Below are 25142 nucleotides of genomic sequence, written 5' to 3' on the forward strand. Positions count from 1 at the left end.
CTAGCGGTCCTTTTTCGCAGCAGGTGATGCCCCGGTCCCGGGGGCCAGGCGTCGGCAGATATCGGTGAATTCCGGTCCCCAGCCGGCGTGGTCGGTGCGGGCCAGCCCGCCGAGTTCGACGGCGGTGCCGCGGCCGGCGGGGCGCAGCCGCACCCAGATCCGGCGGCGTTTGATCACCAGTGAGGCCACCAGCCCGCCCATCATGGTGATCGCGAAGACCAGCACCCAGTTCTGGGCAGGGTCGTGGGAGACCTGCAGGTAGGCGAATTCCTCGGCGCCGTCGAACCGGACGGTGGTGCCGTCGGTGAGGGTGGTGTGTTCTCCGGGTCGCAGGTTGACCCGGGCCTGTTTGACCAGTCGGCCTTGGTTGATCATCTCGGCGTTGAGCGAGAAGATCGACTGGGGAATGCCGGTGTCGAGGCCGGTGTCGCCCTTGTAGATGTCGACGGCCACTGCGGGATCGCGCATGTCGGGGAACACCGAGGTGAGCAGGGTGCCGTTGAACGCGGCGGTGGGAGCGAACAATCCTTCGATCGCGATCTGGTTGCGGCGACGCTCGTCCGGATCCGGATAGGTGCCGCCGGGCGGGTCGAAGCGCAGCGCTCCGCTGCTGAGGAACGTGGTGGCGTCTTCGGGGGCGAACTGCAGTGTCTCGGTGCGTTGTTGCCCGTCGGGGAAGGTCACGGTGAACCGGGGGGCGTAACCGTGACCGGTGAGATACACCCGTTCGTCGCCCAGCCGCAGCGGCTCGTTGACCCGCACTTGGTACCGCTGCCAGCGGTCGGTGCCGATGTCCGTGCCGGTCTGGTAGGACAGCGTGGAGGTGAACATTTCGGCTTGCCCGTTGTCGAGGTAGTCGGCGGAAAAATCTTCGACCTTGAGGCAGAACGGATCGAGTCCGGTGCCGTCGGTGGCGGCTCCGGCGCGGAACGAGTCGTACACCGCCGGGGAGGTGTTGCACAATCCCGGCCCGCCGTCGGCGATGACGATCACCGACCCCTCGTACCCGAACAGCCGACCGGTGGCCACCGCCACCAGCAGCCCGACCAGCGAGAAGTGGAAGACCAGGTTGCCGGCTTCGCGCAGATACCCTTTTTCCGCGGATACCGCCTGTACCGCGCCGGGCTCGGTGCGGGTGGTCAGACGCCAGCCTCGCAGCAGGTCGTGGACCCGGTCGAGGGACTCCTCGACCGGCGCGTCGAGCAGCCCCTGGTGGTGATGCGGCAATCGCGACAGGTTGCGCGGTGCAGGTACCGGGGCGCTGCGCACAGCGCGCAGATGCTCGCGCAGCCGGGGGATCAGGCAGCCGATGAGCGAAACCATCAGCAGGGCGTAGACGGCGGTGAACCAGAAGCTGGCGAACACGTCGAACGCTTCGAGCCGGTCCAGGACGGGGCCGAGGACCGGACGCGCGGCGATGTACTCGTCGACCTTGCCGGCGTTGAGGCTTCGCTGGGGCAGCAACGCCCCGGGGACGGCAGCGAGGGCGAGCAGGAACAGCAACACTAAAGCGGTGCGCATGGAGGTGAGCTGACGCCATAGGTTGCGTGCCGTGGCGACGGCTCGGCGCAGCGGTGAGGGTTCCGGCGGCGGTGACGGCTTCGAGGCCGGAGCACGGTCGGTGACGGTCATATCGGCAGCACCACGTCAGTGACGAACTCGTCGCGGATCCAGGCGATGAACATCTCCCAGACTCCGGTCATCAAGGCGAATCCGACCACCACGAGCAGCATGCCCCCGGCGATCTGGATATTGCGGGAGTTGCGGCGCAGCCATCCCACCCCACGCAGGGCGGAAGAGGAGCCGAAGGCCAGCGCGACGAACGGCAATCCCAACCCCAGGCAGTAGGCGATGATCAGCACCACGCCACGGGCGGCGGTGGTGCCTTCGGTGCCGGCGGCCACCGAGAGCACCCCGGCCAGCGTCGGGCCCAGGCACGGTGTCCAGCCGAGGGCGAACACTCCACCCAGCAAGGGAGCTCCTGCCAGCGAGGAGATCTGCCGCGGGGCGAAACGCAGATTCTTCTGCAAGGCGGGGACCCACCCGAGGAAGGTCAACCCCATGACCACGGTGACGGCGCCACCGATGCGTTGAAGCAGTTCCTGGTTGACGCGCAACGCCCCGATCACCCCGAAGACCGACGCCGTGGCCAGGACGAACACCACGGTGAACCCGGCGACGAACAACAACGCGGCACCGGTGACCCGCCACCGTCCGGCGGCGCGGACACGCGTATCGCCCGCCGTGACCGTCGGTGCTTCCGCCCCCGAGACCGCGGCCAGGTACGACAAGTACCCGGGCACGAGCGGAATACAGCACGGCGAAGCGAAGGAGACCAGACCGGCCAGCGCCGCCGCCGCCAGCGCGAACACGAGCGGCCCGGTGGCGGCGACCGTCTGGAAGCTGGTGCCCAGTTCTTGCGCCAGGACGATCATGACTCCGCCGCCACTCGCTCGATGACCGGCTGCAGATCCTCGGTCAGCAGCGCCCGCAGGAACACCGCGGCGACCCGATGCTGCCGGTCGAGAACGAGGGTGGAGGGGATGACGCTCGTGGGGAAGTTCCCTCCCAGGGCGATCAGGGTGCGCATCGGCGGATCGTAGATGGACGGGTAGGAGACGTTGTTGTCGATCACGAAGTCCTGTGCCTTGTCACGTTGAGGATCGCGGACGTTGATGCCGAGAAACTGCACCCCCAGAGCCCGGGTGGCGGCGTAGGCGCGTTCGAGATCGTCGGCTTCGCTGCGGCACGGGGCGCACCACTGGCCCCACAGATTGAGCACCACCACCTGGCCGGCATAGTCGGCCAAATCCACGGTGACACCGTCGGCCATCAGATCCGGGCCGGAGAGCGGCCCGAGGGTGCCGCGGGCGGACGGCGGGTCGTAGAAGATATCGGTCTGGCCGCCGGGGGCGACGAAATCGAAGGTGCCGCCCTGAGCGACGGCGTCGGTTCCGGTGCCACAGGCACCGGCCCCCAGCAACGCAACCAGGATCAGTGTCAGCACAGGCCAGGGCCGTCGACGGTGCCTCCGGCTCGTCCCCGTCATCGCAGCATCTCCTCCACCGCGGAGCGAACCTCGGCCGGCGCGGTGAACACCGGGGGGTTCACCACGCGCTCGACGGACCCGTCCCGGTGTACGAGAAAGCTCAACGGCAGCACCGGTGGGACTTGCAGTGCCTCCTGCGCGGCCGCGTCGATGTCGACGAACGAGGGATAACGCAACTCGAGTTCGGCCATCAAGGCCTGCGCGGAAGCTGCGGTGTCCTGCACGTTGAGCCCCACCACCCGGATCGAGCCCGGCTCGGCGGCATAGGTGTCGAGCACCGGCATCTCCTCCCGGCACGGGCCGCACCAGGATGCCCAGAGATTGACCAACGTGGGCTCGCCCTGCAGTGCACTTCCGAGATCAACCGTTTCGGTGGAGCCTAGGCATCGCACCGAGACCCCCCTCAACTGTCCCGAGGCGGAACCGACCGGCGCCGGACAGATTCGTCCTGCCGGTCCGTCGGCGCGGAACAGCCCTTCGGAGGTGTCGACGGTGGAAGGAGCGGTTGAGGTGGCGTGGTCGGTACGCGGCCCGGTCGCGGGTTCATCCCCGCGGGGCCACAGTCCCACAATGAGCAGGGCGATCACCGCTAGGAACCCGATCGTCGACATGGTTCTGACGGACATTGCGACCCTCCTCGGCGTACCCACACCGCAACTACTATTCCAGATAGTATTTGTGGTGTGGTCGGGGGCTCCGTTGTCCCCGTGCAGTCCCTTCCGAGATCGTTGACTGGACATGCGGCGGAATCGGTGTCGGTGTGCGGCACGAAGACATCACGCCATGGGAGACGCTGCTATCCTGGGCGGCTGTGACGAGAATCCAGCTCGGCCGTAAATTTCTCGTCGCACTACCGGTGGCCGCGACGGTGGTTGCGATGGCCACTCTGGTTCCGTATCCGCCGATCGTGCAGATTCGGGAATGGGCGACGGCGGTAGGCCCGACGTTTGTGGTGGTGTTCTTCCTCGCTCAGACCGTGCTGACCGTCACCCCGATTCCCCGCACCGTGTTCACGGTGAGTGCCGGGGTATTGTTCTCCCCTCTGGTCGGCATCGGCGTCGCCATCGCCGCCACGACTGTGAGCGCAGTGGTGGCATTCATGGTGGTTCGAACGCTCGGCAAAGACGCAGTTCAAGCGCGGCTGTCGCACTCGGCGGTACGGGCTGTCGATGCCCGTCTGGCGCACCGGGGATGGCTGGCTGTCGGATCACTGCGCCTCATCGCGGTGGTGCCGTTCGCGGTGGTCAACTACTGCTGCGCCTTGTCGTCCGTGCGGCTGCTTCCGTACACCGTCGCTACGATCATCGGCATCCTGCCCGGCACGATCGGAGCGGTACTTCTCGGTGACACGATTGCCGGCCGAACTGAGCCCGCCCTGACTGCGGTAACGGCTGTGTGCCTACTTTCGGGCATTGCCGGGTTGGTGCTCGAATCCCGTCTCCCTCTGCCGTCGGGTGCCGCCGACACCGCTATCTCCGCTCACCACAGGGACGAATGCACCTGTCCGACGCAGTAACGTCCCCGCCGGGTGCGAGCGAATGCGTGATGCGCATCACCGGCGAGAACAGACAGGGCAGGGCAGGGCAGCAGAGTGCGGCTCATCCTCAGGACATGAAGATTCGATGAAGTGTCTCGGGCCTGGAAGGGAACCGCCCTACCATTGGGGGAACGACACTTTCGGCAATCGGCCATCGACCGCCGCTGCAGGTCAGAACTTGCGCCGACTGGGCACACTGCCCAGTGAAGCGCGATCGATGTGCGCTGCCGAGTAGCACTGCTGCCGAGTAGCACTGCTGCCGAAGGCGCTCGCTCGCGGAAGCTCGCGAAAGAAGACCAGGCCTATGATTCAACCGACGATGGAGGCTCAGCTCCAGTTCTGGACCGAGTGGGTGAAAAGGTCCACTGCCGGAGGAGTCCATCGAGGCAATGAACATTGCGGGACGTATGTTCTCGAGGTCGTCCGCGCGACGGCACGACCGGATATGAAGATCCCGGGGAGGGGCTGCGGAACCGTTTGGCTTTCAGCTCAACTCGCCGGATTGGGCGCGGTAACCGCAGTCGATCTTCCAGCTCGGACAATCGAAAACTTGAAGCTCCGTCGTCCGGACATCCCCTGGCTCAGTGGCGACTTCCTGGAACCGGAGCTGAAGCCGAACGAGCGTTTCGATGTGAGCGCATCTGTAGAGGTGATTGTGGATGTTCCTATCCAGCATCGGTTCGTACGCAAGATCGCCGACTTGATCATCCCCCGGGTCACAGCCATGACAGCGACGACCCAGAACCCGCCGATCTGGAATCGAACCCAGGCGTTCACCCCTCCCAAGCCGGGACGAACCCGCAACTGGCCGTCACGTCTGCGCCTGCGCCAACTCTGTGAACCCTGCTTCGCCCTACGCCGACTCCGCACCTGTGCTCCCAACGGCGCCCGCGGGTCATTGCGATTGAGGCACAACAGAATTATTGAATCGGTCGCACCTCGACTGTTCCGGCGGAACTGTGGGATTCCACGCAGGAACGGATCGGATTGGATGCAGCCTAGTCCTTCTCGCTGCTCGAATCCAATGTGCCAAGTCTCTGATGTGCCGAGTCAGGAGTCGTGTCCAGGCCTGCAGAAGTGGCAGATAAAGCGTACTCGGCCGGACGAAGGCCGGGCTAACACCGTCCGACGACGAATATTCGCCCCATTTTGGGAGCGTCGCCCGTGAGTACTGCAACACCGTCCCGCGCCGCCCACGCGGCGGAGAACATCGACTCGCGCTATCACCCGGCGGCCGGGCTGCGGCGTCAGATCAACAAGGTCTTCCCCACCCACTGGTCCTTCCTCCTGGGTGAGATCGCCCTGTACAGCTTCGTGATCCTGTTGATCTCGGGCGTGTACCTGACGCTGTTCTTCGATCCGTCCCTCGCCGAGGTCACCTACGACGGCGCCTACACCCCGCTGCGCGGCGTCACCATGTCGCGCGCGTACGAGACGACCCTGGACATCTCGTTCGAGGTGCGCGGCGGTCTGTTCGTCCGGCAGATCCACCACTGGGCTGCGCTGATGTTTGCCGCGTCGATCATCGTGCACCTGCTGCGCGTGTTCTTCACCGGTGCGTTCCGCCGTCCGCGTGAAGCGAACTGGGTGATCGGCTCGCTGCTGCTGATCCTGGCGATGTTCGAGGGCTTCTTCGGCTACTCGCTGCCCGACGACCTGCTTTCCGGCACCGGCCTGCGCGCCGCGCTGTCCGGCATCACCATCAGCATCCCGGTGATCGGCACCTGGATGCACTGGCTGATCTTCGGCGGCGACTTCCCCGGCATGCTCATCATCCCGCGCCTGTACGTCGCGCACGTGCTGCTGATTCCGGGCATCATCCTCGCCCTGATCGCAGCCCACCTGGCCCTGGTCTGGTACCAGAAGCACACCCAGTTCCCCGGCCCCGGCCGTACCGAGCAGAACGTCGTCGGTGTCCGGATTCTGCCGGTGTTCGCGGTCAAGTCCGGTGCGTTCTTCGCCATCACCTTCGCCGTGCTGGCGCTGATGAGCGGTCTGCTCCAGATCAACCCGATCTGGAACATCGGCCCGTACAACCCGTCGCAGGTGTCGGCCGGCTCGCAGCCCGACATCTACATGCTGTGGACGGACGGCCTGGCCCGCACCTGGCCGGCGTGGGATATCTACCTGTTCGGCCGCTACACCATCCCGGCGGTGTTCTGGGTCGCGGTGATCATGGGCCTGGTGTTCACGCTTCTGATCGCCTACCCGTGGATCGAGAAGAAGTTCACCAAGGACGATGCGCACCACAACCTGCTGCAGCGTCCGCGGGACGTGCCGGTGCGTACCGCGATCGGCGCGATGGCCCTGGCGTTCTACACCGTTCTCACGCTGATGGGGATGAACGACATCGTGGCGATCACCTTCCACATTTCGCTCAATGCCACCACGTGGATGGGCCGCATCGGCATGGTGCTCGGCCCTCCGCTCGCCTACTACCTGACCTACCGGTTCTGCCTGGGCCTGCAGCGCAGCGACCGTCAGGTGCTCGAGCACGGCATCGAGACGGGCATTGTCCGTCGCCTGCCGCACGGCGAGTACATCGAGATCCACCAGCCGCTCGGCCCGGTGGACGAGCACGGCCATCCGGTCCCGCTCGAGTACCAGGGTGCTCCGGTGCCCAAGCGCATGAACAAGCTCGGCACCGCCGGCAAGCCCGGCGCGGGCAGCTGGTGGAGCGCGGACCCGGCCGAGGAGGCGACCGCCCTCGAGACGGCGCACCACGAGGCGGAGGTCGAGCAGCGCACGGTCCTGAGCGAGTACCAGGAGCGAATTCACAGTCCCGGAGGCGGTAACGGGCAAGGACACTGACGTCCATGTCCTGGCGCGAATACGATCCGTCGACCCGGTTCCATCCCGAACGCCTTGGCGGCGCTGGAGTGGACGCACCGCGGCGAAACCACACGGTCTGCGGCCTCTGGCACCGGCAAACCCACCTCGTCGAAGCACCTGCGCATCGCGCATACGATGATCGATGCCGGCATGCGGGTGTCGTGGTCCACCTCGAACCGGTGACCGCGGCGACCGGACGGGCCGCGGTGTGTCGACGGTCGATCGACAAGACCATCATCAGAATTCCTCCCGGGATGGAGTTGATCGTTCGTCGACGGCATCGGTACGTTGCCCGTCCGGGCGGGCTGCCGCGAAGGCGTTCTTCCGCCTTGCCGAGGCCGTCCAGGAACGACGAAGTATGGTGGTGACCAGCAAATTGCCCCCATCCTGGTTCGACACCATCATGATCGAGCCCCTAGGCACCGCCGCGGTCGACGGCCGCTGCACCATGTCCATGTCGTAATCACCGAAGGGCCCCTCGCTGCGGTTGGGCGAGGCGGCTACTGGGCGCGGGGTAGTGCCGTGGGCCTGATCTTCGAGGGAGACGATCTGTCCGCCCCCAGGGATCCTCTGTCCTAGGCGGGTCGAGTGCCTCCGCGACCCCGAAGTGGTACGGATCCGCATGACCGTGCTCAGCGCCTCGATGTCGAGGCAGGAATATCTTCACCAAATCTTCATGTGTCTGGGATTCGGGCTGGGGAAGCAATCTGTGGTCGCCGGCGGGACGCCGTCCATGCCACCTCCGCGGCCATGAATATCCTCTGTACAGGGTTGAGAAGCAGCGGATTTGGTAGCTTTTCGCGTTGCAGATGGTGTGGTCGACCTCGCTGTTGCACTGCAGTGGAGTTCCCTGCGCGGGATGGCAGCCGATCGTTGCGCCGGCACCGAGGAGGGCGCACCTGTTGTTACAAGCCCGCGTTGGTGGGTACGCGGCGATTGATCAGGCCTGTCCTCGCAGAGGACGGCCTCTTCCCCATCCTCGACGACGGGAGAGAACAACGATGAGTACTGCTGCCACCATGCTGGAGAACTACCCGAAGGGTTTGGCCGGGATCGACACGGCGAAGCTGGCTGGCTGCATCGAGGCGTGTATGGACTGTGCCCAGGTATGTACCGCATGCGCCGATGCCTGCCTTAGCGAAGAGTCGGTGGAGGAGCTGACCAAATGCATCCGCACGGACCTCGACTGCGCTGACCTCTGCGAAATCACAAGCAGGGTGCTCTCGCGACATACCGGCTACGACGCGAATCTGACCCGCTCGGTCTTGGAGGCCTGCGCGGCTTCGTGCAAGAAATGCGGCGACCAGTGCGCGCAGCACGCCTCCCATCACGAGCACTGCAGAACCTGCGCCGAGGTCTGCCGCCGCTGTGAGCAGGCCTGCCGAGAGCTGATCGGCTCGCTCGGATAACAGCACGTTCCCCGGCGCGGTCACCCGCACCGGACCGCCATACCGGCCTGTTGCTTCCTGCATGAAGCAACACCTGCACGGTCGACGCACCAGAAAGGGGTAGGCGCAGGCATCGGTGCCGATCCGCCTGCAGAACCGATCCGCACACCACGACAACCAGACGACACCCGGTACGCGAGCGACTCGCAAGGAAAGAACACTCAATGCCCTGTCGAGCCGCAGCCGCGATGACCGGCGCATCCGATTGCCAGGTTACGCGTTTCGCGGGTAAGGACATAGAGGACCGTAGTGCGGCCGCGGCCCAGCCAGATGAGGCCCTTGCTTTCGGAGTCGCAGCGGGCCGCGGGCAGTACCGACATGTACATCACCCGGCCCAGGAATCTGCTGTAGCGCCGGGGTGTGCATTCGCCCGGGGCGTCTGCCGGGAACTTTCGGCATCGGTGCCGGCCCGCCCACGCGGTGAGCCGGTCGTCCGGGCCGACCAGAGTGGGCTCGCCGTGGGCAGCGACGAATATTGCTTCCAGCCGGAATCCAATGCCCGGAAGGCTGGTGATCACTTCTGCCCGAGGATGTCGGCGAAGTCGGACCTCGATCGCAGCGTCGGTGGCGTTGATGCGCTCGTCGGGAATAGCTCAGCCCGTGCGCCGGCTCGGCCACCAGCGCGGCGGTGACGTCCTTACCGGGCAACCGCATCGTCAGGGCTTTCGTCGCGGCGTGGGCGACCAAGTCCGTGTTGCGCACGCCGACGCCGACGCCGGGGAGCGCGGGGACCAGCAGCGCGGTCCCGGTACGGCGGACCGCTTTCGACCGCTGGCAGCAGGCCCGCAGCACTGTCCAGCCGGTGGTCCGAGAAGATCCGCGCGATGCATTCGAGTGCGCGACGGATCGCTATGCGCTGCTGGCGCAGCCGGAGGGAAGACGCGTGTGCGGCCGGCCCCGAGATCGACGCGGCAGCGGGGTATCTACAGTTTCCCAATCAGATCATCGTCGGGATACAGAACGCGCAGGCCGGTGCACATGCGGGATTGAACGGCGATCCCCGGGCGTCCTAGGCATTGGCTTTGGTTTCACCGCCGCGGTAGACCGTGCCGGCCTGTCCCACCGAGCGGCCGACCAGACAGCGGACCGGCCCGCCCCATGAACCAGGCCAGTTCTTTCCAGACACACCCGCGCGCTGGCGAAGCATTTTCCATACCCGGTCAATCCGGTACCCAGCCAACGTAATTCTCACGAAATGGCTGGATCTACGGGCTCAAGGAGCGAAGCATGTACGCCGGTGCGGGGCCGCCCCGCAACTGGTCGATGCGGACCTGGTACCGATCGGAGCTCGATCCCCTTCTTCCTTCTATGGCCCTTCTTCAACGAACCTTCATCAAAGGAACATCTGACAGAAGGCGACACAAGGCAAGATGGCACAGCGTGGCAGTCAACCGTACCGACCCCCGATGTCCGATGTCCTGAGCACCAACGACCCGGCCGCACCATGGCGTTGCCCCACGACGCACCGCCATGAAATTTCCTTTCCTTCTGAAGAACCCACCGCTGCGTCCGCGTACCAGTCGCAGCCGCGACGTGACATAGAAAGAAATCGTGGTTCCCACTGTCGTACCCGCCGCCACCGTCCTGGCGTATCTGCCCAGTCCGCCACAGGGGGTGTGGTACCTCGGACCGATCGCGCTGCGGGCCTACGCCCTGTGCATCATCGTCGGGATCGTCGTCGCCATCTTCTGGGGCGACCGCCGCTGGGTCGCCCGCGGCGGTGAGCCGGGCACCGTCCTCGACGTCGCCGTGTGGGCCGTGCCGTTCGGCCTGATCGGTGGACGCCTGTACCACGTCGCCACCGACTGGCAGAAGTACTTCGGCGCGGGCGCCGACCCGGTCGACGCGCTGAAGATCTGGCAGGGCGGACTCGGGATCTGGGGGGCGGTCGCCCTCGGCGGGGTCGGTGCCTGGATCGGGTGCCGGCGCCGCGGCGTCCCCCTGCCCGCCTTCGGTGACGCGCTGGCCCCGGCGATCCTGCTGGCACAGGCCATCGGCCGGCTCGGCAACTGGTTCAACCAGGAACTCTACGGTCGGGAGACGACCGTGTCGTGGGGCCTCGAGATCTACGAGCGCCGCAACGACGCGGGACAGACGAGCCCGGACCTCATCGACGGAATCTCCACCGGGCAGGTCGCGGCGGTGGTGCACCCGACGTTCCTGTACGAGCTGGTGTGGAACCTGCTCGTCGTGCTGCTGCTCGTGCTCGTCGACCGGCGATTCCGCATCGGACACGGGCGGCTGTTCGCGCTCTACGTGGCCGGATACAGCGCGGGCCGGTTCTTCGTCGAACTCATGCGGTCCGATCCGGCCACCGAGATCGCCGGGATCCGGATCAACTCCTTCACCTCCGCCATCGTGTTCGTCCTCGCCGTCGCCTACGTCGTCGTCGCCCGCAAGGGCCGCGAGGACCCCGAGGCGCTGAAACCCACACGCGTGCTCACGAAGCGTTGAGACGAAGCCCGACAAACGACGGAAACATCGACACCCTGGAGGGCGGCCCGGCGCCGGGCGAAGACGGACATCGGAACCCGATCCGGCATTCGGGACATCAAGAGATATTCACCGGTCGGGACCCTCCGGCATCGCTCGCACACACCGTACCGGTCGACCCGTGCGCGGGTGTGGACTCGCAAGAACTCGCGGCCAGGGCCACTCGGCTCCGAGCCGAATCTCGGCCTGTCCACTGTGCCGGATCACGCCACACACACCTCTCACCGCTCGAATCTGCCACACCAGGTGGGCGCAATACCAGGACCCTCCGGTTTGAAGCGCAAGTACCGCCGGCAAGACCAGTGCGGGTGCAGCGTGGACCGGCCGAGGAAACCGCGGCAATCGAGAACCCTCACATGAGACCGAATAGCCTACCGCCTTGAAGACGTACCAGGGCCGTATCCACGTCCCCGCGACCGACAGTAACGATCCCACCGATGTCGGCGGCTCTCGTGATCGGTGCCGCTACCGCGACCTAGATCTTCCTGACCTGCCCACGCCCCCAGCGTGGGCTCTTCCCGCGCAACGGCATCTTTGCCGTGCAGTCGATCATGTGTCCGACCCGAGTGCGTTCTCTCGTCGACCGGGGCGGGCGGATGTCACCGGGTGGCGGTGCTGGACTCGGACGGTACCTCTCGGGCCTCCGGGAGGAAGTTGCGCCGAATACCAAGTGTGGCGTCGGTCAGCCGGATCGATTCGGCAGCATCGACGATCGTTCCGGTCACGGCGCGGATGGCATCAATGTTCTCGGGAATGACGATGGCCTGGTTGTCGACGGTGTAGCTGTAGTACAGCTCGGTACCGTCGACGGTGAGGATGTCTTCCCACAGGGCGACCTCGTACATGTCACCGCGAGGTCGCCCGAGATCGCGCATCAATTCGATCGTGCTGTTGGGGGCGACCACGCCGTCCGACTCGCGGACGAAGGCGATTCGCGAACAAGCCCTCAGTGCCTCGAGCACGTCGTCGCGGGCGACCGAACGGGTCAGCTCTACCACCCAATAGTGCAGATGGTTCTGGGTGTGCGCGCCTTTGGCGGCCATGGTGACGACATCGAGGTCCGGATCGACACTTTGTGCGTCGGGCCCTTGGTGGCTGGGAATCTTGCGTTCGGGAACGATCGTATTCATGATCCCGGAGTGATCGGACTCCCACGGGTCGGTAGCCCGACGAATCAGGACGCCCCGCGCCTTGGCGAGCAGTCCCGTATTCTTCAGGGCCGTCAAGGTCCGCACCGTGGACGTGGTGTTGCACGAGACCACCCGGGTGGTGTCCCGGCCCACAGCAGCAGCGAAATTTGCGTGTGCGACGAAGGAGTGGCCGGTGAGGGTATGTTTTTCGCCGCCCTGGAAGATGGCTTTGACACCCCGGCTCCGGTAGTGCTCGAGGTTTTCGGCACCAATTCCGGCCGGGGTACAGTCTACGACGACGTCGATCGCATTCAGCAGGTCGGGCAGTCCGCCCGCCACCGAAATCCCCGCCGCAGACATCTGCGCTGAGGATTCCGGCGTGGATGCGTAGAGGGGTATTCCATTGCCTGCCGCTGTCGCGACCCGGTAGTCGGAGAGCACGTCGCTGACGCCGATCAGGTCCATGTCCGGCTGGAGCCGTACTGCATCGGCGACGCGTTTGCCGATGACTCCGTATCCGTTGATGCCCACGCGCATCTTCTTCGCCATGTCCTGCCCCTTCGCATTTGGAGGTGTTCGGGATGATGTCTTGGACGTTCCGGGCGACGGTGAGGATGACCGATGTTGCCGGATCGTTGCCCTACCGGTGCCGTCGTCGACGGGTACGCCCAGTCCGGAGACCGTCGGCGCCGCGAGAACCGCGCGGATCGGAACCGGGGCTCGGGCCGGAGAACCTATTGCGGATGGCCTCGGCACTCATTACTGCGCCGAGGGTGCGGACCAGCGCGGCTGCCACGAGGGCGACTACGAGCCGACGTCCCGTCGTCTCGAGGCGGGCGACGAAGGGTTCGAGTTCGGCAGCGCGCAGGTGCACTTCAGGTCCGCCGGCATCGAGCGTCTCCCGCAGCCGCCGGAGCTGATCGGGAAGTTCCGCCACGACATCGAGAACGTCGAATCCTGCCTGCCGAAACCTGCTCGCCAGGACCTCAGGCGAATAACGAGCGGATGCCAGGCGCCGTGCGTACGGGTCGAGGAGCTCGGCAAGCTGGAACTGTGGATCGAGTTCGACACCCAGGCCTTCGACCATGATCAGCATCTTCGACAACAGCGCCAGGTCCGACGGAATCTGGACGTGGTGCCGGCGGACCACCGTCAGCACATCTTGGATCAGCGCCCCGAGGGAAATCTGTCCCAGTTCGCGCCCAGCGTAGCGGTCGAGCAATGGAGCCAGATCCGTGGCGAGAGCGGGCACATCTACCCGGCCCCGGCCGGACGAGAGCCCGGTCAGGGCCGCAGCCACCCGGCGGGGTTGCTGACCGGCCAACGCGATGAGCAGCGCGCCGAGCTTCTCACGCAGCTGCGCATCGACTTCCCCCACCATGCCGAAGTCGATCAACCCGATGCGGCCGCCGGGCTCGATGAAAAAGTTGCCCGGATGGGGGTCGGCGTGGAAGAACCCGTCCTCGAAAACCATCTTCGCGGCCACCCAGGCCGCGTGGTGCGCCAGCGTCGACCGATCGATGCCGGCCGCGTCGAGGGCCTGCACGTCATCGATCTTGATTCCCCTGATCCGCTCGATTGTCAGGACACGAGAAGTGGTGGTGTCCCAGTAGATGCGCGGGATGCGGATCGTGGCAGAGGAGGCGAAGTTGGCGGCAAAGCGTTCGGCGTTGCGGCCTTCGTGGAGGTAGTCCAGTTCCGCGCGCAATGTCCGGGCGAACTCTTCGGCGATGCCCACCAGGTCGTAGTCTGCGGCTGCCTCCCAACGCCGTTGGGCCCGGGCGGCGAGGTTGTGGAGGATCTCCAGGTCCTGCTCGATCTGTTCGACCACATTCGGCCGGCGGACCTTGACCACCACCTCGGTGCCGTCGGCCAGGGTCGCAGCATGAGCCTGACCCAGGGAAGCGCTGGCCAAGGGTTGCAGATCGAACGAGGCAAAGACCTCCGACGGAGCGGCTCCGAGGTCGTGGGTGACGAGGCTGGTGATGAGGGGACCGGGAACCGGAGGGGCGGCGTCCTGCAGGACGGCCAACTCTCTCCGGTACGGTTCCGGCAGCAGATCCGGACGGGTGGACAGGACCTGCCCCAGTTTGACGAACGTCGGACCGAGTTGTTCGAGAGCCAACCGTAGGTGCTCGGGATTCGAATAGGGCTGGTCACGGCGCGCATGCCCGAGCAGTCCACGGTGCAGGGGCAGCCACCTCTGCAGACCGGCGACACCGATCAAGAATCCGAATCCGTGACGGGCGAAGGTCTCGGCGATCTGTCGGTACCGCTCGGCATGGGACACGGTCTACCCCTTCGCCTGCGGCGGTGCAGAAGACGGCGCACCCTCCGACGGTGCCGACTGCAGAGGGACATCCCAGAGCTCGCCGGCGGCAAGGGTCTTCTCGATGCCCTCGACGCACAGACGGACCGGCGCCGCCGAGCACGGGTACAGGACAATCCGTGCCCGGTGTTGGGTCAGTTCGATACTCATCGGCTGGCCGCGATAACTGAGCCGGAACGACGCCGCCGTCAATTCGGCAGGAAGCACCGGGTGCAGCCACAGCGCGTCCTGCCGGGTTTCCACACCGCCGTAACAGCGCATCACCATGTCGGCGGTGCCGGCCATGGCCCCGATATGGACACCTTCCCGTGTGGTTCCCCCCTGGGTATCGGCCAGGTCCGCCTCCAATGCCTGGATGAACAGCGTCCACGACGGGGCCCGGTCGGTGCGGGCGAGCACCCAGCCGTGGGCCAGTCGACTCAAGGTCGAACCGTGGCTGGTGCGGGCAAGGTAGTACGCGACCGTACGGGGAATCATCTCCGCGGGAAGCTCATAGCCGAGACGGGCGAACAGGGCGCGCAGTTCTTCGGCGGAGAACAGGTAGAACAACATCAGCACGTCGGCCTGCTTGGACAGCCTGTACCGGTTGGTGCTGTCCCCTTCGGCCTGCAGGATCAAATCCAACCGACCGATGTTGCCGTACCGGCCGCGGTAGGCGTCCCAGTCGAATTCCAGCAGCGCGTCGTAGCCCTCGAACTGGCTGATCACCCCGTCGTGGAACGGGATCCGCAGTCGGCGGCTGAGCCGCTCCCAGCGGGCGGGTTCCTGCGCGCCGAGTCGTAGGCGGCGCCACAGGGGATCGCAGTCGTGACAGGCCAAGCGGGTCACCGCCTCCTCCGCCCGCGCCAGGACCCAGGCGGCGAGTACGTTCGTGTAGGCGTTGTTGCGCAGTCCTGTCCCCGGCGCATCGGGGTAGCCGTCGTGATATTCGTCCGGTCCCATCACCCCGCAGATGTCGAATCGATCGTCCGCCGGGTCGTACACGGCCATGCTGCTGAACAACCGAGCGACCTCGACGAGAATCTCGGCTCCGTAGTCGATGAGGAAACCCAGGTCCGCGGTGGCCTGATAGTACTGCCATACGCTGTAGGCGACGGCCAGACCGACGTGCCGTTGCCGACGAGAATTGTCGGGCATCCACCTTCCGTTGCGGACATTGAACAACTGGGTCGGCGTCTCCTCCCGGCCGTCACTGCCGGATTGCCAAGGGAACATCGCCCCGTCCAGTCCCTCCGCCCGGGCGGCAGCGCGGGCGGAGTCCAGGCGTCGATACCGATACAGCAGGAACGACCGGGTCAATTCGGGGCGGCGCAAACTCAGCATGGGGTAGACGAACATCTCGTCCCAGAAGATGTGGCCACGGTAGCCCTCCCCGTGCAGTCCTCGCGCCGGCAAGCCGGCATCGAGATCCGGCCCCGCTGCGGCGACGGTCTGCAGCACGTGGAAGATGTGCAGATTCAACGCCAGCGACTGCTGCGGCGCGGCCCGCAGTTCGATGCCGAACCGATCCCACAACTGTTGCCATGCCAGAGTGTGGGCATCGAGCAGGTCGGCGAAGAGCGGCGCCCGGGCGATCCTGTCCTCTGCGGCGAGGGCGGCGGTCGAGATCGCCGCATCCCGCGAGGTTGCCACCGCGGCGATTTTTTCCACCGTCACCGGTGTGCCCGGCGCGAGGTGCACGGTGAGAATGTGCCCGGCATAGGCCGAATCCAGCACCGGCCGACGGTGGCTCACCGCCTCGGTAGCACGGACACGGGTCCGTACCGCGGTGGCGATACGGACCAGGGACTGGCTGGTCGATACTTCCGCCAGCACCGTGTCCGAGGCAATCTGCGTTGTTGCGACAGGGACCAGATGGTGGTGATCGAGTGCGTGGTCTGCTGTCACGTTGCGGTTGGCCACCGCCGCGTTCACCGCGGACTCGACGACGAGTGCCCCCGACCAATTGTCGGAGTCGACGGTGACCTCCAGTGCGGCCAGGTGCGGTTCGGTCAGAGACTGGAACTGACGTGAGGTGATCTGCAGAACACGACCGACGCTGTCACGATACCGAGTGATACGGGTCAGAACCCCCGTACGGATGTCGAGTTCCTGACGATGGGAGACCATTTCCCGGCCTCCCGGATGGAGTACGGCACCGTCCGCGCACCGAACGGTCAGGTAGGTCCAGTCGGGCGCGTTGACCAGATGTTCGGTCTCCACGGTGCGTCCCTCGAGTACGGTGCCGAGCCGATTGTAGATTCCGGCCAGGTACGTCCCGGGGTAGTGGACGCCATCGGCGGTGCTGCCGAGAACAGCTCCGCGGGTAGCCCAGTACCCGTTCCCGAGGGTGCACAGTGCTTCCCGGGTCGCCTCCTGAGCAGGATCGAATCGATCGTAGACAAGAGCCCACCCGTCCTGCGGCGCGGGCATCGCTCCGCCGCACCAGCGCTCTACTCGCCCCCGCTCCGACGCCGCGGTGGAATCCGTCAACGGTACCTGGCGGAGATCGGCGACCACCGCGTCCGCCCCGGCCGCGGTCAACTGGGGACCGATTCCGGTTCGGTCGACGCCTACTACCCACCCGAATCCACCCTTGACGGCGGCGCTGACCCCGGCCGGAGCATCTTCGAAGACCACAGCGTCGGCCGGCGAAACTGCGAGTCGGCGAGCAGCCTCGACGAACATGGCCGGATCCGGTTTGCTGGCCAAGGACAGACGCACCGCGTCGATCCCGTCGACACGTACGTCGAACAGATACGCCACCCCGGCCGCATCGAGTACAGTCTGGCTGTTGCGGCTCGAAGTCACCAGGGCGGTAGGCACACCCATCGCCCTAAGCTCAATGAGCAGCTCTCTCGCATCGGGGAAGACCGACACACCCGTGTCGGTGAGCGTGTCGGCGAAGATCTGCTGTTTTCGTGCAGCCAATCCTCGAATGGTCATCCGGCCCGGTGTGTCGTCGAGGGTGCCGGTGGGCACCTCGAGTCCGCGGGCGTCGAGGAACGTCCGGATTCCGTCCTCTCGGGCACGGCCGTCCACGTATGCGCGATAATCGCGGTCCGTATCGAAGGGTTCCTGTCCAGGATCGAGCTCAGTGAGGACTTGGTCGAACAGGGCCTTCCAGGCGGCGGCATGCACCGTGGCGGTGTCGGTGATCACCCCGTCCATGTCGAAGATCACCGCGCCGTAACCGTTGCGCGTACGCCCGGTAGAGACCGGGAGGTGTTCGAGGTGCATCAGTTGCCCCTCCGTGCGCTGCCTAAGGTCCCGACTCGCGGCCGCAAGCCGCTGGCAGCGGCATCGATCCGGTGGTCGGAAAGGCCTTGGTGGCGATGCTCGTGCGGACCACTGCTCCTACAAGCACTCTGCGGGTAGGCCCGATGCGCGCACCGCGACCGGTCGGCGCCGCTTCGCAAGGTCGTCGTCGTGGCGGCACGTACGGCGAATGCCGTCGGATTCATACCGGTCGAGTGTAGCCGTGCAAGGAGTATCGGTGTCCTGAGGAGAAGGGCATGCGGCGGTGTCCGGGACTGCGTCCTTTCGACCGCCGCGACTGTGGCGCCCGGGGCGGTGTCATAGCCGGACCGGCGTAGCATCGTAATGTGGTCCTCTTCTACGAGGTTCTGCTTGTCCTGACTGCCGGGTTGATCATGTGGTTCTCGGTATATGTTCTTTACCGGCTGATCACCGATGAGTCGAACCGCAGGCACCGATAAGTTGCGAGCCCATACGCCGTCGACACCCTTTTGATTCCGACGTCGTTGTCCCGCTTCGGGCGTCCGAGCTGCTGTCCCGGCCAGCCGGTTCGGACGCCCAGGTCGTGTTCTCCGTGGGCGAATGAGAGACTCTGCGGGACGACCCCCTGCCGGGGTATTCAGTCGGGCTGGCACAGGTGCAACGACGGAGGTGAGAGCATCGACGGAAGAGCTCCGCTCACCCAAGCCCCTGCGGATGCTGTGGATCACGACCGCCTGGGGCGCGTGTTTCCTGGGCATCCGGTGGGGGCTCGAGTACGCGCCGATCCTCTGGTTCGCCGCCTTGCGCGCGGTACTGGCCGGGGTCGCACTGCTCGTGTTGTGTGTCCTCCAGCATCGACCGATGCCGCGAGGGAGGCATGCGTGGTTGCTGATCGTTGTGCTGGGCGGGGTGAACGTCACGGTCGCGTTCGCGGCGATGTTCGGGGGAGTGGCCGGCCTGTCCACCGGTACGGCAGCGGTATTGGCCAATGCCCAACCGCTGCTGATCGTGTTGCCGGCTTGGTGGTGGTACGGGGAAGCGGTCTCATGGCGTACGGTCATCGCCTTGATCGTGGGATTCGTCGGTCTGGTTCTGTTGGCAGCTCCCGGCGGCCAAGGCGCGTTGCTCGCCTTGTTCTCGGCGGTAGCGATCACCGCCGGGACGTTGCTGTCCCGCCGCCTGGTCGGGCTCGACGTCGTTGCCGCCAGTGGATGGCATTTCGTCCTCGGCGGCGTGGGGCTGATCGGGTGGGCGGCGGCAGTCGAAGGTGCTCCCACGATCGCGTGGTCCCCCGGTTTCCTTGGGGTACTGATCGCGCTTTCGCTCGTCGGCACTGCAGCGGCCTTTGTGGGATGGTTCGTCGAGAGCCAGCACTGTCGCCTCGACGCCCTCACCGCCTGGACGTTCTTGGTGCCGGTGATCGGAGTTGTGCTGGCGGCCGTCGTCTTGGGCGAGCGACCGACCAGATGGACCGCTTTCGGATTGGCCGTGGTGTTGGTCTCCTTGTGGACCATCCTGCAACCTCGCCGTGGTGTCCAGAAAGTGGGCACAGTGGAAGCGGACGAAAAATCCTGAGGCCCATGCCTCTCAGTCGTTGCATCGTAAGGAATTCCGCCCAGGAGGCATGGGAGGTCGTGGGTCGTCCCAGACAGGTGGAAGACGGCTGCACCCTTGTCGGGTTCGGATCGCAGTGGTGCTGCGGAGTGCCGCCTCTCTCTGTCGTCGACAGTACGCAAACCGTCCACCACCGCTGGAAACGGTCCGACGGATAGTAGATGTTCGACGGGCACGCGTGGTATTGCATGCAGATCGGTGTCGGCAGTATGGCGAGGAGCCTCCCCCGTCGCGGTTACCGGCGCTGGTAGCGCAGGTGCTGCGGTACGAGCACGATTACGGAATACGGTACGACGCCGACTCGCTCGGTATCGGTACTGGTCACGACTCGACGGTTCGCACAGCGCCACACATGACGGGATCATTTCTCGCCGTGGCCCCCGAATGCACGGCGCAGGGCCGACAGTGCTCGGTGGCTGTAGTGGTCGCCGCGCTGCGAACTGAACCGTTCGTACAGCGCAACGGTGATCACGGAGGCGGGAACTCCTTCGTCGACCGCCGTCTGCACAACCCACCGTCCCTCCCCGGAGTCGCCGACCTTTCCGGTGTAGTCCGACAGTGTCGGATCTGCATGCAGTACACCGGCCAAGAGGTCGAGCAACCACGAGGTGAGCACACTCCCACGCCGCCACACCTCGGTGATCTCGGCGATGTCGAACTCGTATCGGTAGCCCGCGGAATCGGCCAGTGGTGCTGTCCCGGCATCACCGTCTCGGAGGCGAGCTCCGACAGCGGCGTGGTGCAAGATGGACAGCCCTTCCGCCAAGGCAGCCATTTGACCGTATTCGATGCCGTTGTGGACCATCTTCACGAAGTGCCCGGCCCCGGCAGAACCGCAATGCAGGTATCCCTGTTCGGCCGGAGAGGCAGTGCCGTTGCGGCCCGCGGTACGCGGGGCGGTGTCGACTCCGGGTGCCAACGCTTGGAATACCGGTTCGAGCCGTTCGACTGCGAAAGTGTCGCCGCCGATCATCAAGCAGTAGCCCCGGTCGAGTCCGTGCACGCCCCCGCTGGTGCCGACGTCGAGATAGTGGATGCCACGTTCGGCGAGTCGGGAGGCTCGGGCGGCGTCGTCACGATGATGGGAGTTTCCTCCGTCGACGAGGGTGTCGTCGAAATCCATGCTGGCGGCAAGCTGCTCGACGACGTCGCCGGTCACCGCGGCGGGGACCATGACCCAGACCGTTCGTGGCGGCTCCAGCCGGGCGATCAGGTCGGCCGGTGAGGTCGCTGCTACTGCGCCCTCCCGCTCGAGAGCCACCGTCGCGGTGGGTTCGCGGTCGTACACCACGCAGTGGTGTCCGGCTCGCAGCAGTCGGCGCACCATGTCCCCACCCATTCGGCCGACACCGACCATCCCGATCTGCATCGTCTCCGTCCTTTCTGTTCGAACACGGGTCGGCCGCCGGGCAGCAGCTCCCGTCACAGTGCACGGTGTGGTCACCCCCGTGACGTTGTCTACGGGGCGGCCGACGGGCCCGGTCGTGGTCGCACAATCAAGACCGGACAGGGGGCATGATGAGCGATCTGATTGGACACGGATCCGAGTAGCAGTGCGCTCACTCCTTCGTACCCGTGGGAGCCCACCACCAGCAGGTCTGCGTCTCGGGAGGCGTTGATCAGTACCGAGGCGGGCGGCCCCTCGTGTACCTCCGTCGTGACGGTCACACCTTCGAGATGTACACCTATCAGCGTTCTGCGCTGGATCTGGTGTGCGGTTCGCTCGACGGATTCGAGTTCCTGGGCCATTCCTTTCAGACCGAGTGCTGTGGCCGGAAACTGCCATGCGGTCACCACCTTGACGTGGCCGTGTCGTAGACGAGCCTCCGTGATGGCCCATTCGAGTGCACGATGGGACTGTGGTGAACCATCTACGCCTACCACGACCTGAAAAGCAGCATTGTTGTTCATGTCGGTTTCTCTCTTGTCGATTCGGTCGATCAAGAAGACATGCAGCGTTTGGATCCCGCGTCGGCGAGCGATTTCCGCGCTCTACCGGGCTGCCACCTCACGTAGCGAGCACGAGGAACGGAGCCACACAAGTCACTGTCGCGCTCGCTACACCGGGGAGGAGGCAACACCGAAGGACTGGATCAAGGCTTCGGCGGTAACGTGCGGTGCAGGGCCTCGAGACGTTGCCGGTACTCGTCCGCATCGATCTCGCCTCGAGCCAGCCGCAGGCCGAGGACCTGTTCCGCCGTGGGCTCTGCGGTGGGTGGGATCGGCCCGGAATTGGAGCCAAGAGATCGCACCAGGGCGACCACGGCGAAGATCACCAATGCCCAGAACCCGACCATGCCGATGATCATGAGGACATATCCCCAACCGCTCACGTTGTGGTCGTACCAGAACATCATGGTCTGCCTCCTCGAATCGTGTGCCCTGCAGCTTCGCTGCGGTACCCAGGGGTGATGCGCCAACGGGATACAGTTGCCGATGCCGGCGTCTGCTCGACGATCCGGATCGGCGGCGAGTGCGCTCGCCCGCCTCGCGTGGCAGTCGAGTCACGGAGCGGGGCCGTTCCAGACGGGAAACCAGCGCTGCAGATCCCGTTCGATCGGGAGGTCACCGGCGAGGACGGCCCGGGTCTGCAGCTCGAGTGCTGTATCGCGCCGTCGGTTCCCGACCGGGGCGAAGGGGTAGACGGTGCCGCGCTTGAACAGGTATACCAGTCCCAATCGCCTTGGGCCGGAGGAACTCTCGGTATCCGCGTCGGCCGCTGCGGTGAAGGCGACGACAGTGCACAGCAGGGAGGGCCCGAATCCGGCGTCGGCGAGGGTGGCGTTGATCGCGTGCAGGGCCGTCACCAGGGTAGGCAGATCGACGACCGACTGGCGGGCGGTGATCCAGGTATAGCCGAATTCGTCAGCGGTGACCGACACGTTCAGACCCGGATCGAGATGCAGTAAGTCCAGAATCTCGTCCTGCGAGTGCTGCGCTGCGGCGCCCTCGGCCGGTTTGAACGCCACCGCCCCGACTCCAGTAGGAGCAAACCCCAGCGACGCCTCGAGAGTGTAGGCGGCACCGGGAAGGGCGAAGAGCACGTCGAGATTCGGCTGCACCGGCTCACTGCGACCGAACAATGCCCGCAGAAACCCCATCGTCAGGCCCCTTCCCCCAACTGCGTGCTCAGCGTCGCCAGTTGATCGAGCCGACGTTCCAGGGACGGGTGGGTGGACAGCACATGCGCCACACTGGTCTGCACCCCCAAGGCCGGGGCGAAGAAGAAGGCACTGAAGGCCTGGGCAGCGCGCAGATCGCGAGTGGGAATCCGAGCGATCTCGCCACTGACCTTGGTCAGGGCCGAGGCCAGCGCAGACGGACGCCCGGTGAGGATCGCCCCGGCGCGGTCGGCGGCGAGTTCGCGGTACCGCGACAACGCCCGGATCAGTAGGTAGCTCAAGGCGTAGACCACGGCGGAGACCGCCATGACGGCCAGGACGATCACGACGAAGTTGGCCCCGTCCCGTCGATCCCGGCCACCACCGAACATGCTGGAATACAACATCGTCCGTGCCAGCAGCCCGGACAACACACCCAGGAACGACGCAACGGTCATGACCACCACGTCGCGGTGCGCCACGTGGGACAGCTCGTGCGAGAGCACGCCTTCGAGTTCGTCGGTATCGAGCCGGCGCGTCAAACCGGTGGTGACGCAGAGCACCGCCCGTTTGCTGCTGCGCCCGGCGGCGAAGGCGTTGGGCAATTCCATGTCCGACACCGCGATCTGGGGTTTGGGCATGTCCGCCAGCGAACACAGGCGATCGACGATCCCGTGCAGTTGTGGTTCCTCCTCGGCAGTGACGATATGCGCGTGCATGCCGTACAGGGCGATGCGATCGGAGAACCAGAACTGGGCCAGCAGCAAGCCTCCCACGATCACCACGATGAGGACCATCGACTTGATCAGTACGACGAGCGCGGCCACGAAAGCCACGTACACCAATCCGAGCAGAAACATGGTCAGCGCCATCCGCGCGGTGAGCTGACGGTCCGGCCGGAACCGCGTGCGCATGACACTCACCCAGGAATCAGACCGTCGTCACCGAGCAGGGCACGGACCTCGGCGGGATCGGAGTCGGCCCTCGGCACGATCAGTTCGGAGACAGTCAAGACGTCGTCGGCGACCGGGCTCCCGGACCGACGCACCGCTGCGAGCAGATCCAGCAGAGCCGAGGAGAAATCGGCGGTGTCGTCGGACTCCAACGCAGCCATCAACCGGTCGTCGAGTGCATTGAGGTCATCGAGATGCGCGTCGGCAACCTCGTACTGTCCTTCCCCGAGAATGCGGATGATCATGAGAAGCTGTCCTTCCTCTGGGCGCGGGGTCTTCAGGCCTCTACGCGCGGGGGTCTTCCGCTGAAGACGTTCGTGAACCTTGCTCCAAGGAGGCCGGGGCGTTCAGATCGGCCTTGAGTTGGGCAAGCTGATTACCGATGTCGCCAGGGGAGCCGGTGCCCGCGTCGAGTGCCGCCTGGATGTCGTCGCGCCGACCCAGCGGGATCGAGGCATCCTCGAGGGCCCCCGACGCCATCAGTTCGTCCAGCGCCTGGGACCGAGCGGCCATCTGTGCGGTTTTGTCCTCGGCGCGTTGGACGGCCAACCCGACATCGCCCATCTCCTCGGAGATCCCGGTGACCGCTTCACCGATGCGACTTTGCGCCTCGGCGGCGGTGTAGCTGGCCTTGATCGTCTCCTTACGGGTGCGGAAGGCCTCGATCTTGGCCTGCAGCCGCTGGGCGGCGGCAGTGAGCTTGTTTTCCTCACCTTCGAGTGCGTCCCGCTGAGGTTGCAGTTGCTGGATCTGTTCCACTGCCGCAGCGCGACGGGTCAGGGCCTCGCGGGCCAAGTCGTCGCGTCCCGCGGTGACAGCCTGAACCGCCTGAGACTGGAGCCGATCGGCGGACTGCTGCAGTTGGTCGATCTGCAGTTCCAGCCGTTTACGGCTGGTCGCCACGTCCGCCAGGCCGCGACGAACTTGAGCGAGCAGTTCGGTCTGGCGCTGGTAGGAGTAGTCGAGAACCTCCCGGGGGTCTTCGGCACGATCGAGAGCTTTGTTCGCCTTGACCCGGAACAGCAAGGCCAAACGCTGCGCGAGGCTCATGAGGCACGCTTCCTTTCTCCGATGCTCAGGTCCGTTGGCTTGCGTAGCTCTGGACGTGGCGACTGTTTCTCCAGCGCCGCCCTGCGAAGAGAGTCAGCGGATGGCTTGGTCACCAGGGTGCGCTGTGGTGGTGAGGATTGGAATGTGTTCTTGTGAAGATCTGCTCAAGAATGGCGAACGGTGGTGGACAGAACCGCACGAGGTGCCCCGGGGCGGCCACCGCGCCCGCTGCACGTGCCCGTTCCGCGGGTACACGCGGTGAGTGATGCGAACGCGGGCCGGCCGGGCCCTGCTCCGTGAACGGCAGGTACGCCGAGAGCAGCCGACCGTCCTGGCCCCTCACCGCCAGGACGAATATGGCATCGACCTACTGGATCGACATGGGAT

General features: G+C 65.6%; 21 protein-coding genes. 6 read left to right on the forward strand and 15 right to left on the reverse strand.

Annotated features, from left to right (window positions below; translation table 11 throughout):
- From resB to LZP97_RS21505, 4 genes are read right to left on the reverse strand one after another with little or no spacing between them, the layout of a single operon-like run.
- A complete protein-coding gene (gene resB / locus LZP97_RS21490) occupies window positions 1-1632 on the reverse strand; it encodes a cytochrome c biogenesis protein ResB (protein WP_006942279.1) in 1632 nt (543 codons plus the stop codon).
- Complete coding sequence (locus LZP97_RS21495; protein ID WP_006942282.1) at window positions 1629-2435, reverse strand: cytochrome c biogenesis CcdA family protein; 807 nt, start codon at window positions 2433-2435, stop codon at window positions 1629-1631. The genes resB and LZP97_RS21495 overlap by 4 nt, the downstream gene beginning before the upstream one ends.
- Window positions 2432-3049 (reverse strand): TlpA disulfide reductase family protein, encoded by a 618-nt coding sequence (locus LZP97_RS21500; RefSeq protein ID WP_237211187.1) that lies wholly within the window; start codon window positions 3047-3049, stop codon window positions 2432-2434. The genes LZP97_RS21495 and LZP97_RS21500 overlap by 4 nt, the downstream gene beginning before the upstream one ends.
- Window positions 3046-3675: a TlpA family protein disulfide reductase gene (locus tag LZP97_RS21505; RefSeq protein WP_040273236.1), complete on the reverse strand. Its 630-nt coding sequence runs from the start codon at window positions 3673-3675 to the stop codon at window positions 3046-3048. Before LZP97_RS21505 ends, LZP97_RS21500 begins: the two co-directional genes overlap by 4 nt.
- A gap of 185 nt (window positions 3676-3860) precedes the next feature.
- Between LZP97_RS21505 and LZP97_RS21510 the strand changes: the two genes are divergently transcribed.
- The 4 genes from LZP97_RS21510 to LZP97_RS21520 all read left to right on the forward strand — a co-directional run bounded on the left by LZP97_RS21510 (window position 3861) and on the right by LZP97_RS21520 (window position 8827).
- Window positions 3861-4565 carry a TVP38/TMEM64 family protein gene (locus tag LZP97_RS21510; protein ID WP_006942101.1) on the forward strand — a complete coding sequence of 235 codons (705 nt, stop codon included), beginning with the start codon at window positions 3861-3863 and terminating at the stop codon, window positions 4563-4565.
- Window positions 4566-5031: 466 nt separating this feature from the next.
- Complete coding sequence (locus LZP97_RS27530) at window positions 5032-5754, forward strand: class I SAM-dependent methyltransferase (RefSeq protein WP_225222952.1); 723 nt, start codon at window positions 5032-5034, stop codon at window positions 5752-5754.
- The gene (qcrB, locus tag LZP97_RS21515) at window positions 5751-7397 is read left to right on the forward strand and encodes a cytochrome bc1 complex cytochrome b subunit (RefSeq protein ID WP_048773861.1); all 1647 of its coding nucleotides are present in this window, start codon (window positions 5751-5753) and stop codon (window positions 7395-7397) included. The genes LZP97_RS27530 and qcrB overlap by 4 nt, the downstream gene beginning before the upstream one ends.
- Window positions 7398-8419: 1022 nt before the next feature.
- Window positions 8420-8827 carry a four-helix bundle copper-binding protein gene (locus tag LZP97_RS21520; RefSeq protein ID WP_040270107.1) on the forward strand — a complete coding sequence of 136 codons (408 nt, stop codon included), beginning with the start codon at window positions 8420-8422 and terminating at the stop codon, window positions 8825-8827.
- A 200-nt stretch (window positions 8828-9027) separates the two neighbouring features.
- On the opposite strand, the gene LZP97_RS27535 is transcribed toward LZP97_RS21520, so the two are convergent.
- Window positions 9028-9384 (reverse strand): transposase, encoded by a 357-nt coding sequence (locus LZP97_RS27535; RefSeq protein WP_161800552.1) that lies wholly within the window; start codon window positions 9382-9384, stop codon window positions 9028-9030.
- A 1033-nt stretch (window positions 9385-10417) separates the two neighbouring features.
- Between LZP97_RS27535 and lgt the strand changes: the two genes are divergently transcribed.
- Entirely contained in the window at window positions 10418-11320 is a 903-nt protein-coding gene (lgt, locus tag LZP97_RS21525) for a prolipoprotein diacylglyceryl transferase (RefSeq protein ID WP_152693034.1), read from the forward strand.
- A gap of 638 nt (window positions 11321-11958) precedes the next feature.
- Here lgt and LZP97_RS21530 read toward each other — a convergent pair.
- The 3 genes from LZP97_RS21530 to LZP97_RS21540 all read right to left on the reverse strand — a co-directional run bounded on the left by LZP97_RS21530 (window position 11959) and on the right by LZP97_RS21540 (window position 18037).
- The gene (locus LZP97_RS21530) at window positions 11959-13038 is read right to left on the reverse strand and encodes a type II glyceraldehyde-3-phosphate dehydrogenase (RefSeq protein WP_006946861.1); all 1080 of its coding nucleotides are present in this window, start codon (window positions 13036-13038) and stop codon (window positions 11959-11961) included.
- 91 nt (window positions 13039-13129) lie between these two features.
- Window positions 13130-14521 (reverse strand): ABC1 kinase family protein, encoded by a 1392-nt coding sequence (locus tag LZP97_RS21535; RefSeq protein WP_230831830.1) that lies wholly within the window; start codon window positions 14519-14521, stop codon window positions 13130-13132.
- A gap of 261 nt (window positions 14522-14782) precedes the next feature.
- The gene (locus LZP97_RS21540) at window positions 14783-18037 is read right to left on the reverse strand and encodes a beta-phosphoglucomutase family hydrolase (RefSeq protein ID WP_006946857.1); all 3255 of its coding nucleotides are present in this window, start codon (window positions 18035-18037) and stop codon (window positions 14783-14785) included.
- Window positions 18038-18751: 714 nt separating this feature from the next.
- Between LZP97_RS21540 and LZP97_RS21545 the strand changes: the two genes are divergently transcribed.
- The gene (locus tag LZP97_RS21545) at window positions 18752-19612 is read left to right on the forward strand and encodes a DMT family transporter (RefSeq protein ID WP_044476553.1); all 861 of its coding nucleotides are present in this window, start codon (window positions 18752-18754) and stop codon (window positions 19610-19612) included.
- Between the two features lie 400 nt (window positions 19613-20012).
- Here the strand turns inward: LZP97_RS21545 and gnd are convergent, their stop codons facing one another.
- The 7 genes from gnd to LZP97_RS21580 form a co-directional block, all read right to left on the reverse strand.
- A complete protein-coding gene (gene gnd, locus LZP97_RS21550) occupies window positions 20013-21020 on the reverse strand; it encodes a phosphogluconate dehydrogenase (NAD(+)-dependent, decarboxylating) (RefSeq protein WP_006946854.1) in 1008 nt (335 codons plus the stop codon).
- Between the two features lie 89 nt (window positions 21021-21109).
- Window positions 21110-21562, reverse strand: a complete 453-nt coding sequence (locus LZP97_RS21555) for a universal stress protein (protein ID WP_102031820.1) — start codon at window positions 21560-21562, stop codon at window positions 21110-21112.
- Window positions 21563-21744: 182 nt separating this feature from the next.
- Window positions 21745-22008: an SHOCT domain-containing protein gene (locus LZP97_RS21560; protein WP_006946852.1), complete on the reverse strand. Its 264-nt coding sequence runs from the start codon at window positions 22006-22008 to the stop codon at window positions 21745-21747.
- Between the two features lie 147 nt (window positions 22009-22155).
- The gene (gene pspAB / locus LZP97_RS21565) at window positions 22156-22752 is read right to left on the reverse strand and encodes a PspA-associated protein PspAB (protein WP_006946851.1); all 597 of its coding nucleotides are present in this window, start codon (window positions 22750-22752) and stop codon (window positions 22156-22158) included.
- Between the two features lie 2 nt (window positions 22753-22754).
- The gene (gene htpX, locus LZP97_RS21570) at window positions 22755-23666 is read right to left on the reverse strand and encodes a zinc metalloprotease HtpX (RefSeq protein WP_006946850.1); all 912 of its coding nucleotides are present in this window, start codon (window positions 23664-23666) and stop codon (window positions 22755-22757) included.
- A gap of 5 nt (window positions 23667-23671) precedes the next feature.
- Window positions 23672-23950 (reverse strand): PspA-associated protein PspAA, encoded by a 279-nt coding sequence (pspAA, locus tag LZP97_RS21575; RefSeq protein WP_006946849.1) that lies wholly within the window; start codon window positions 23948-23950, stop codon window positions 23672-23674.
- Window positions 23951-23990: 40 nt separating this feature from the next.
- On the reverse strand, window positions 23991-24755 hold the full coding sequence (locus tag LZP97_RS21580; protein ID WP_006946844.1) for a PspA/IM30 family protein: 765 nt from the start codon (window positions 24753-24755) through the stop codon (window positions 23991-23993).
- Window positions 24756-25142 lie beyond the last annotated feature (387 nt).

Source organism: Rhodococcus sp. DMF-1, assembly GCF_021441945.1.
In the GTDB taxonomy this organism is placed as follows: domain Bacteria; phylum Actinomycetota; class Actinomycetes; order Mycobacteriales; family Mycobacteriaceae; genus Rhodococcus; species Rhodococcus ruber.

Excerpts from the sequence above, each read along its gene's own strand:
- resB (WP_006942279.1), bottom strand. The coding sequence starts at position 1,632 with ATGACCGTCACCGACCGTGCTCCGGCCTCGAAGCCGTCACCGCCGCCG.
- LZP97_RS21495 (WP_006942282.1), bottom strand. The coding sequence starts at position 2,435 with ATGATCGTCCTGGCGCAAGAACTGGGCACCAGCTTCCAGACGGTCGCC.
- LZP97_RS21500 (WP_237211187.1), bottom strand. The coding sequence starts at position 3,049 with ATGACGGGGACGAGCCGGAGGCACCGTCGACGGCCCTGGCCTGTGCTG.
- LZP97_RS21505 (WP_040273236.1), bottom strand. The coding sequence starts at position 3,675 with ATGTCCGTCAGAACCATGTCGACGATCGGGTTCCTAGCGGTGATCGCC.
- LZP97_RS27530 (WP_225222952.1), top strand. The coding sequence starts at position 5,032 with ATGAAGATCCCGGGGAGGGGCTGCGGAACCGTTTGGCTTTCAGCTCAA.
- LZP97_RS21520 (WP_040270107.1), top strand. The coding sequence starts at position 8,420 with ATGAGTACTGCTGCCACCATGCTGGAGAACTACCCGAAGGGTTTGGCC.
- LZP97_RS21530 (WP_006946861.1), bottom strand. The coding sequence starts at position 13,038 with ATGGCGAAGAAGATGCGCGTGGGCATCAACGGATACGGAGTCATCGGC.
- LZP97_RS21540 (WP_006946857.1), bottom strand. The coding sequence starts at position 18,037 with ATGCACCTCGAACACCTCCCGGTCTCTACCGGGCGTACGCGCAACGGT.
- LZP97_RS21545 (WP_044476553.1), top strand. The coding sequence starts at position 18,752 with ATGCTGTGGATCACGACCGCCTGGGGCGCGTGTTTCCTGGGCATCCGG.
- gnd (WP_006946854.1), bottom strand. The coding sequence starts at position 21,020 with ATGCAGATCGGGATGGTCGGTGTCGGCCGAATGGGTGGGGACATGGTG.
- LZP97_RS21555 (WP_102031820.1), bottom strand. The coding sequence starts at position 21,562 with ATGAACAACAATGCTGCTTTTCAGGTCGTGGTAGGCGTAGATGGTTCA.
- LZP97_RS21560 (WP_006946852.1), bottom strand. The coding sequence starts at position 22,008 with ATGATGTTCTGGTACGACCACAACGTGAGCGGTTGGGGATATGTCCTC.
- pspAB (WP_006946851.1), bottom strand. The coding sequence starts at position 22,752 with ATGGGGTTTCTGCGGGCATTGTTCGGTCGCAGTGAGCCGGTGCAGCCG.
- htpX (WP_006946850.1), bottom strand. The coding sequence starts at position 23,666 with ATGCGCACGCGGTTCCGGCCGGACCGTCAGCTCACCGCGCGGATGGCG.
- pspAA (WP_006946849.1), bottom strand. The coding sequence starts at position 23,950 with ATGATCATCCGCATTCTCGGGGAAGGACAGTACGAGGTTGCCGACGCG.
- LZP97_RS21580 (WP_006946844.1), bottom strand. The coding sequence starts at position 24,755 with ATGAGCCTCGCGCAGCGTTTGGCCTTGCTGTTCCGGGTCAAGGCGAAC.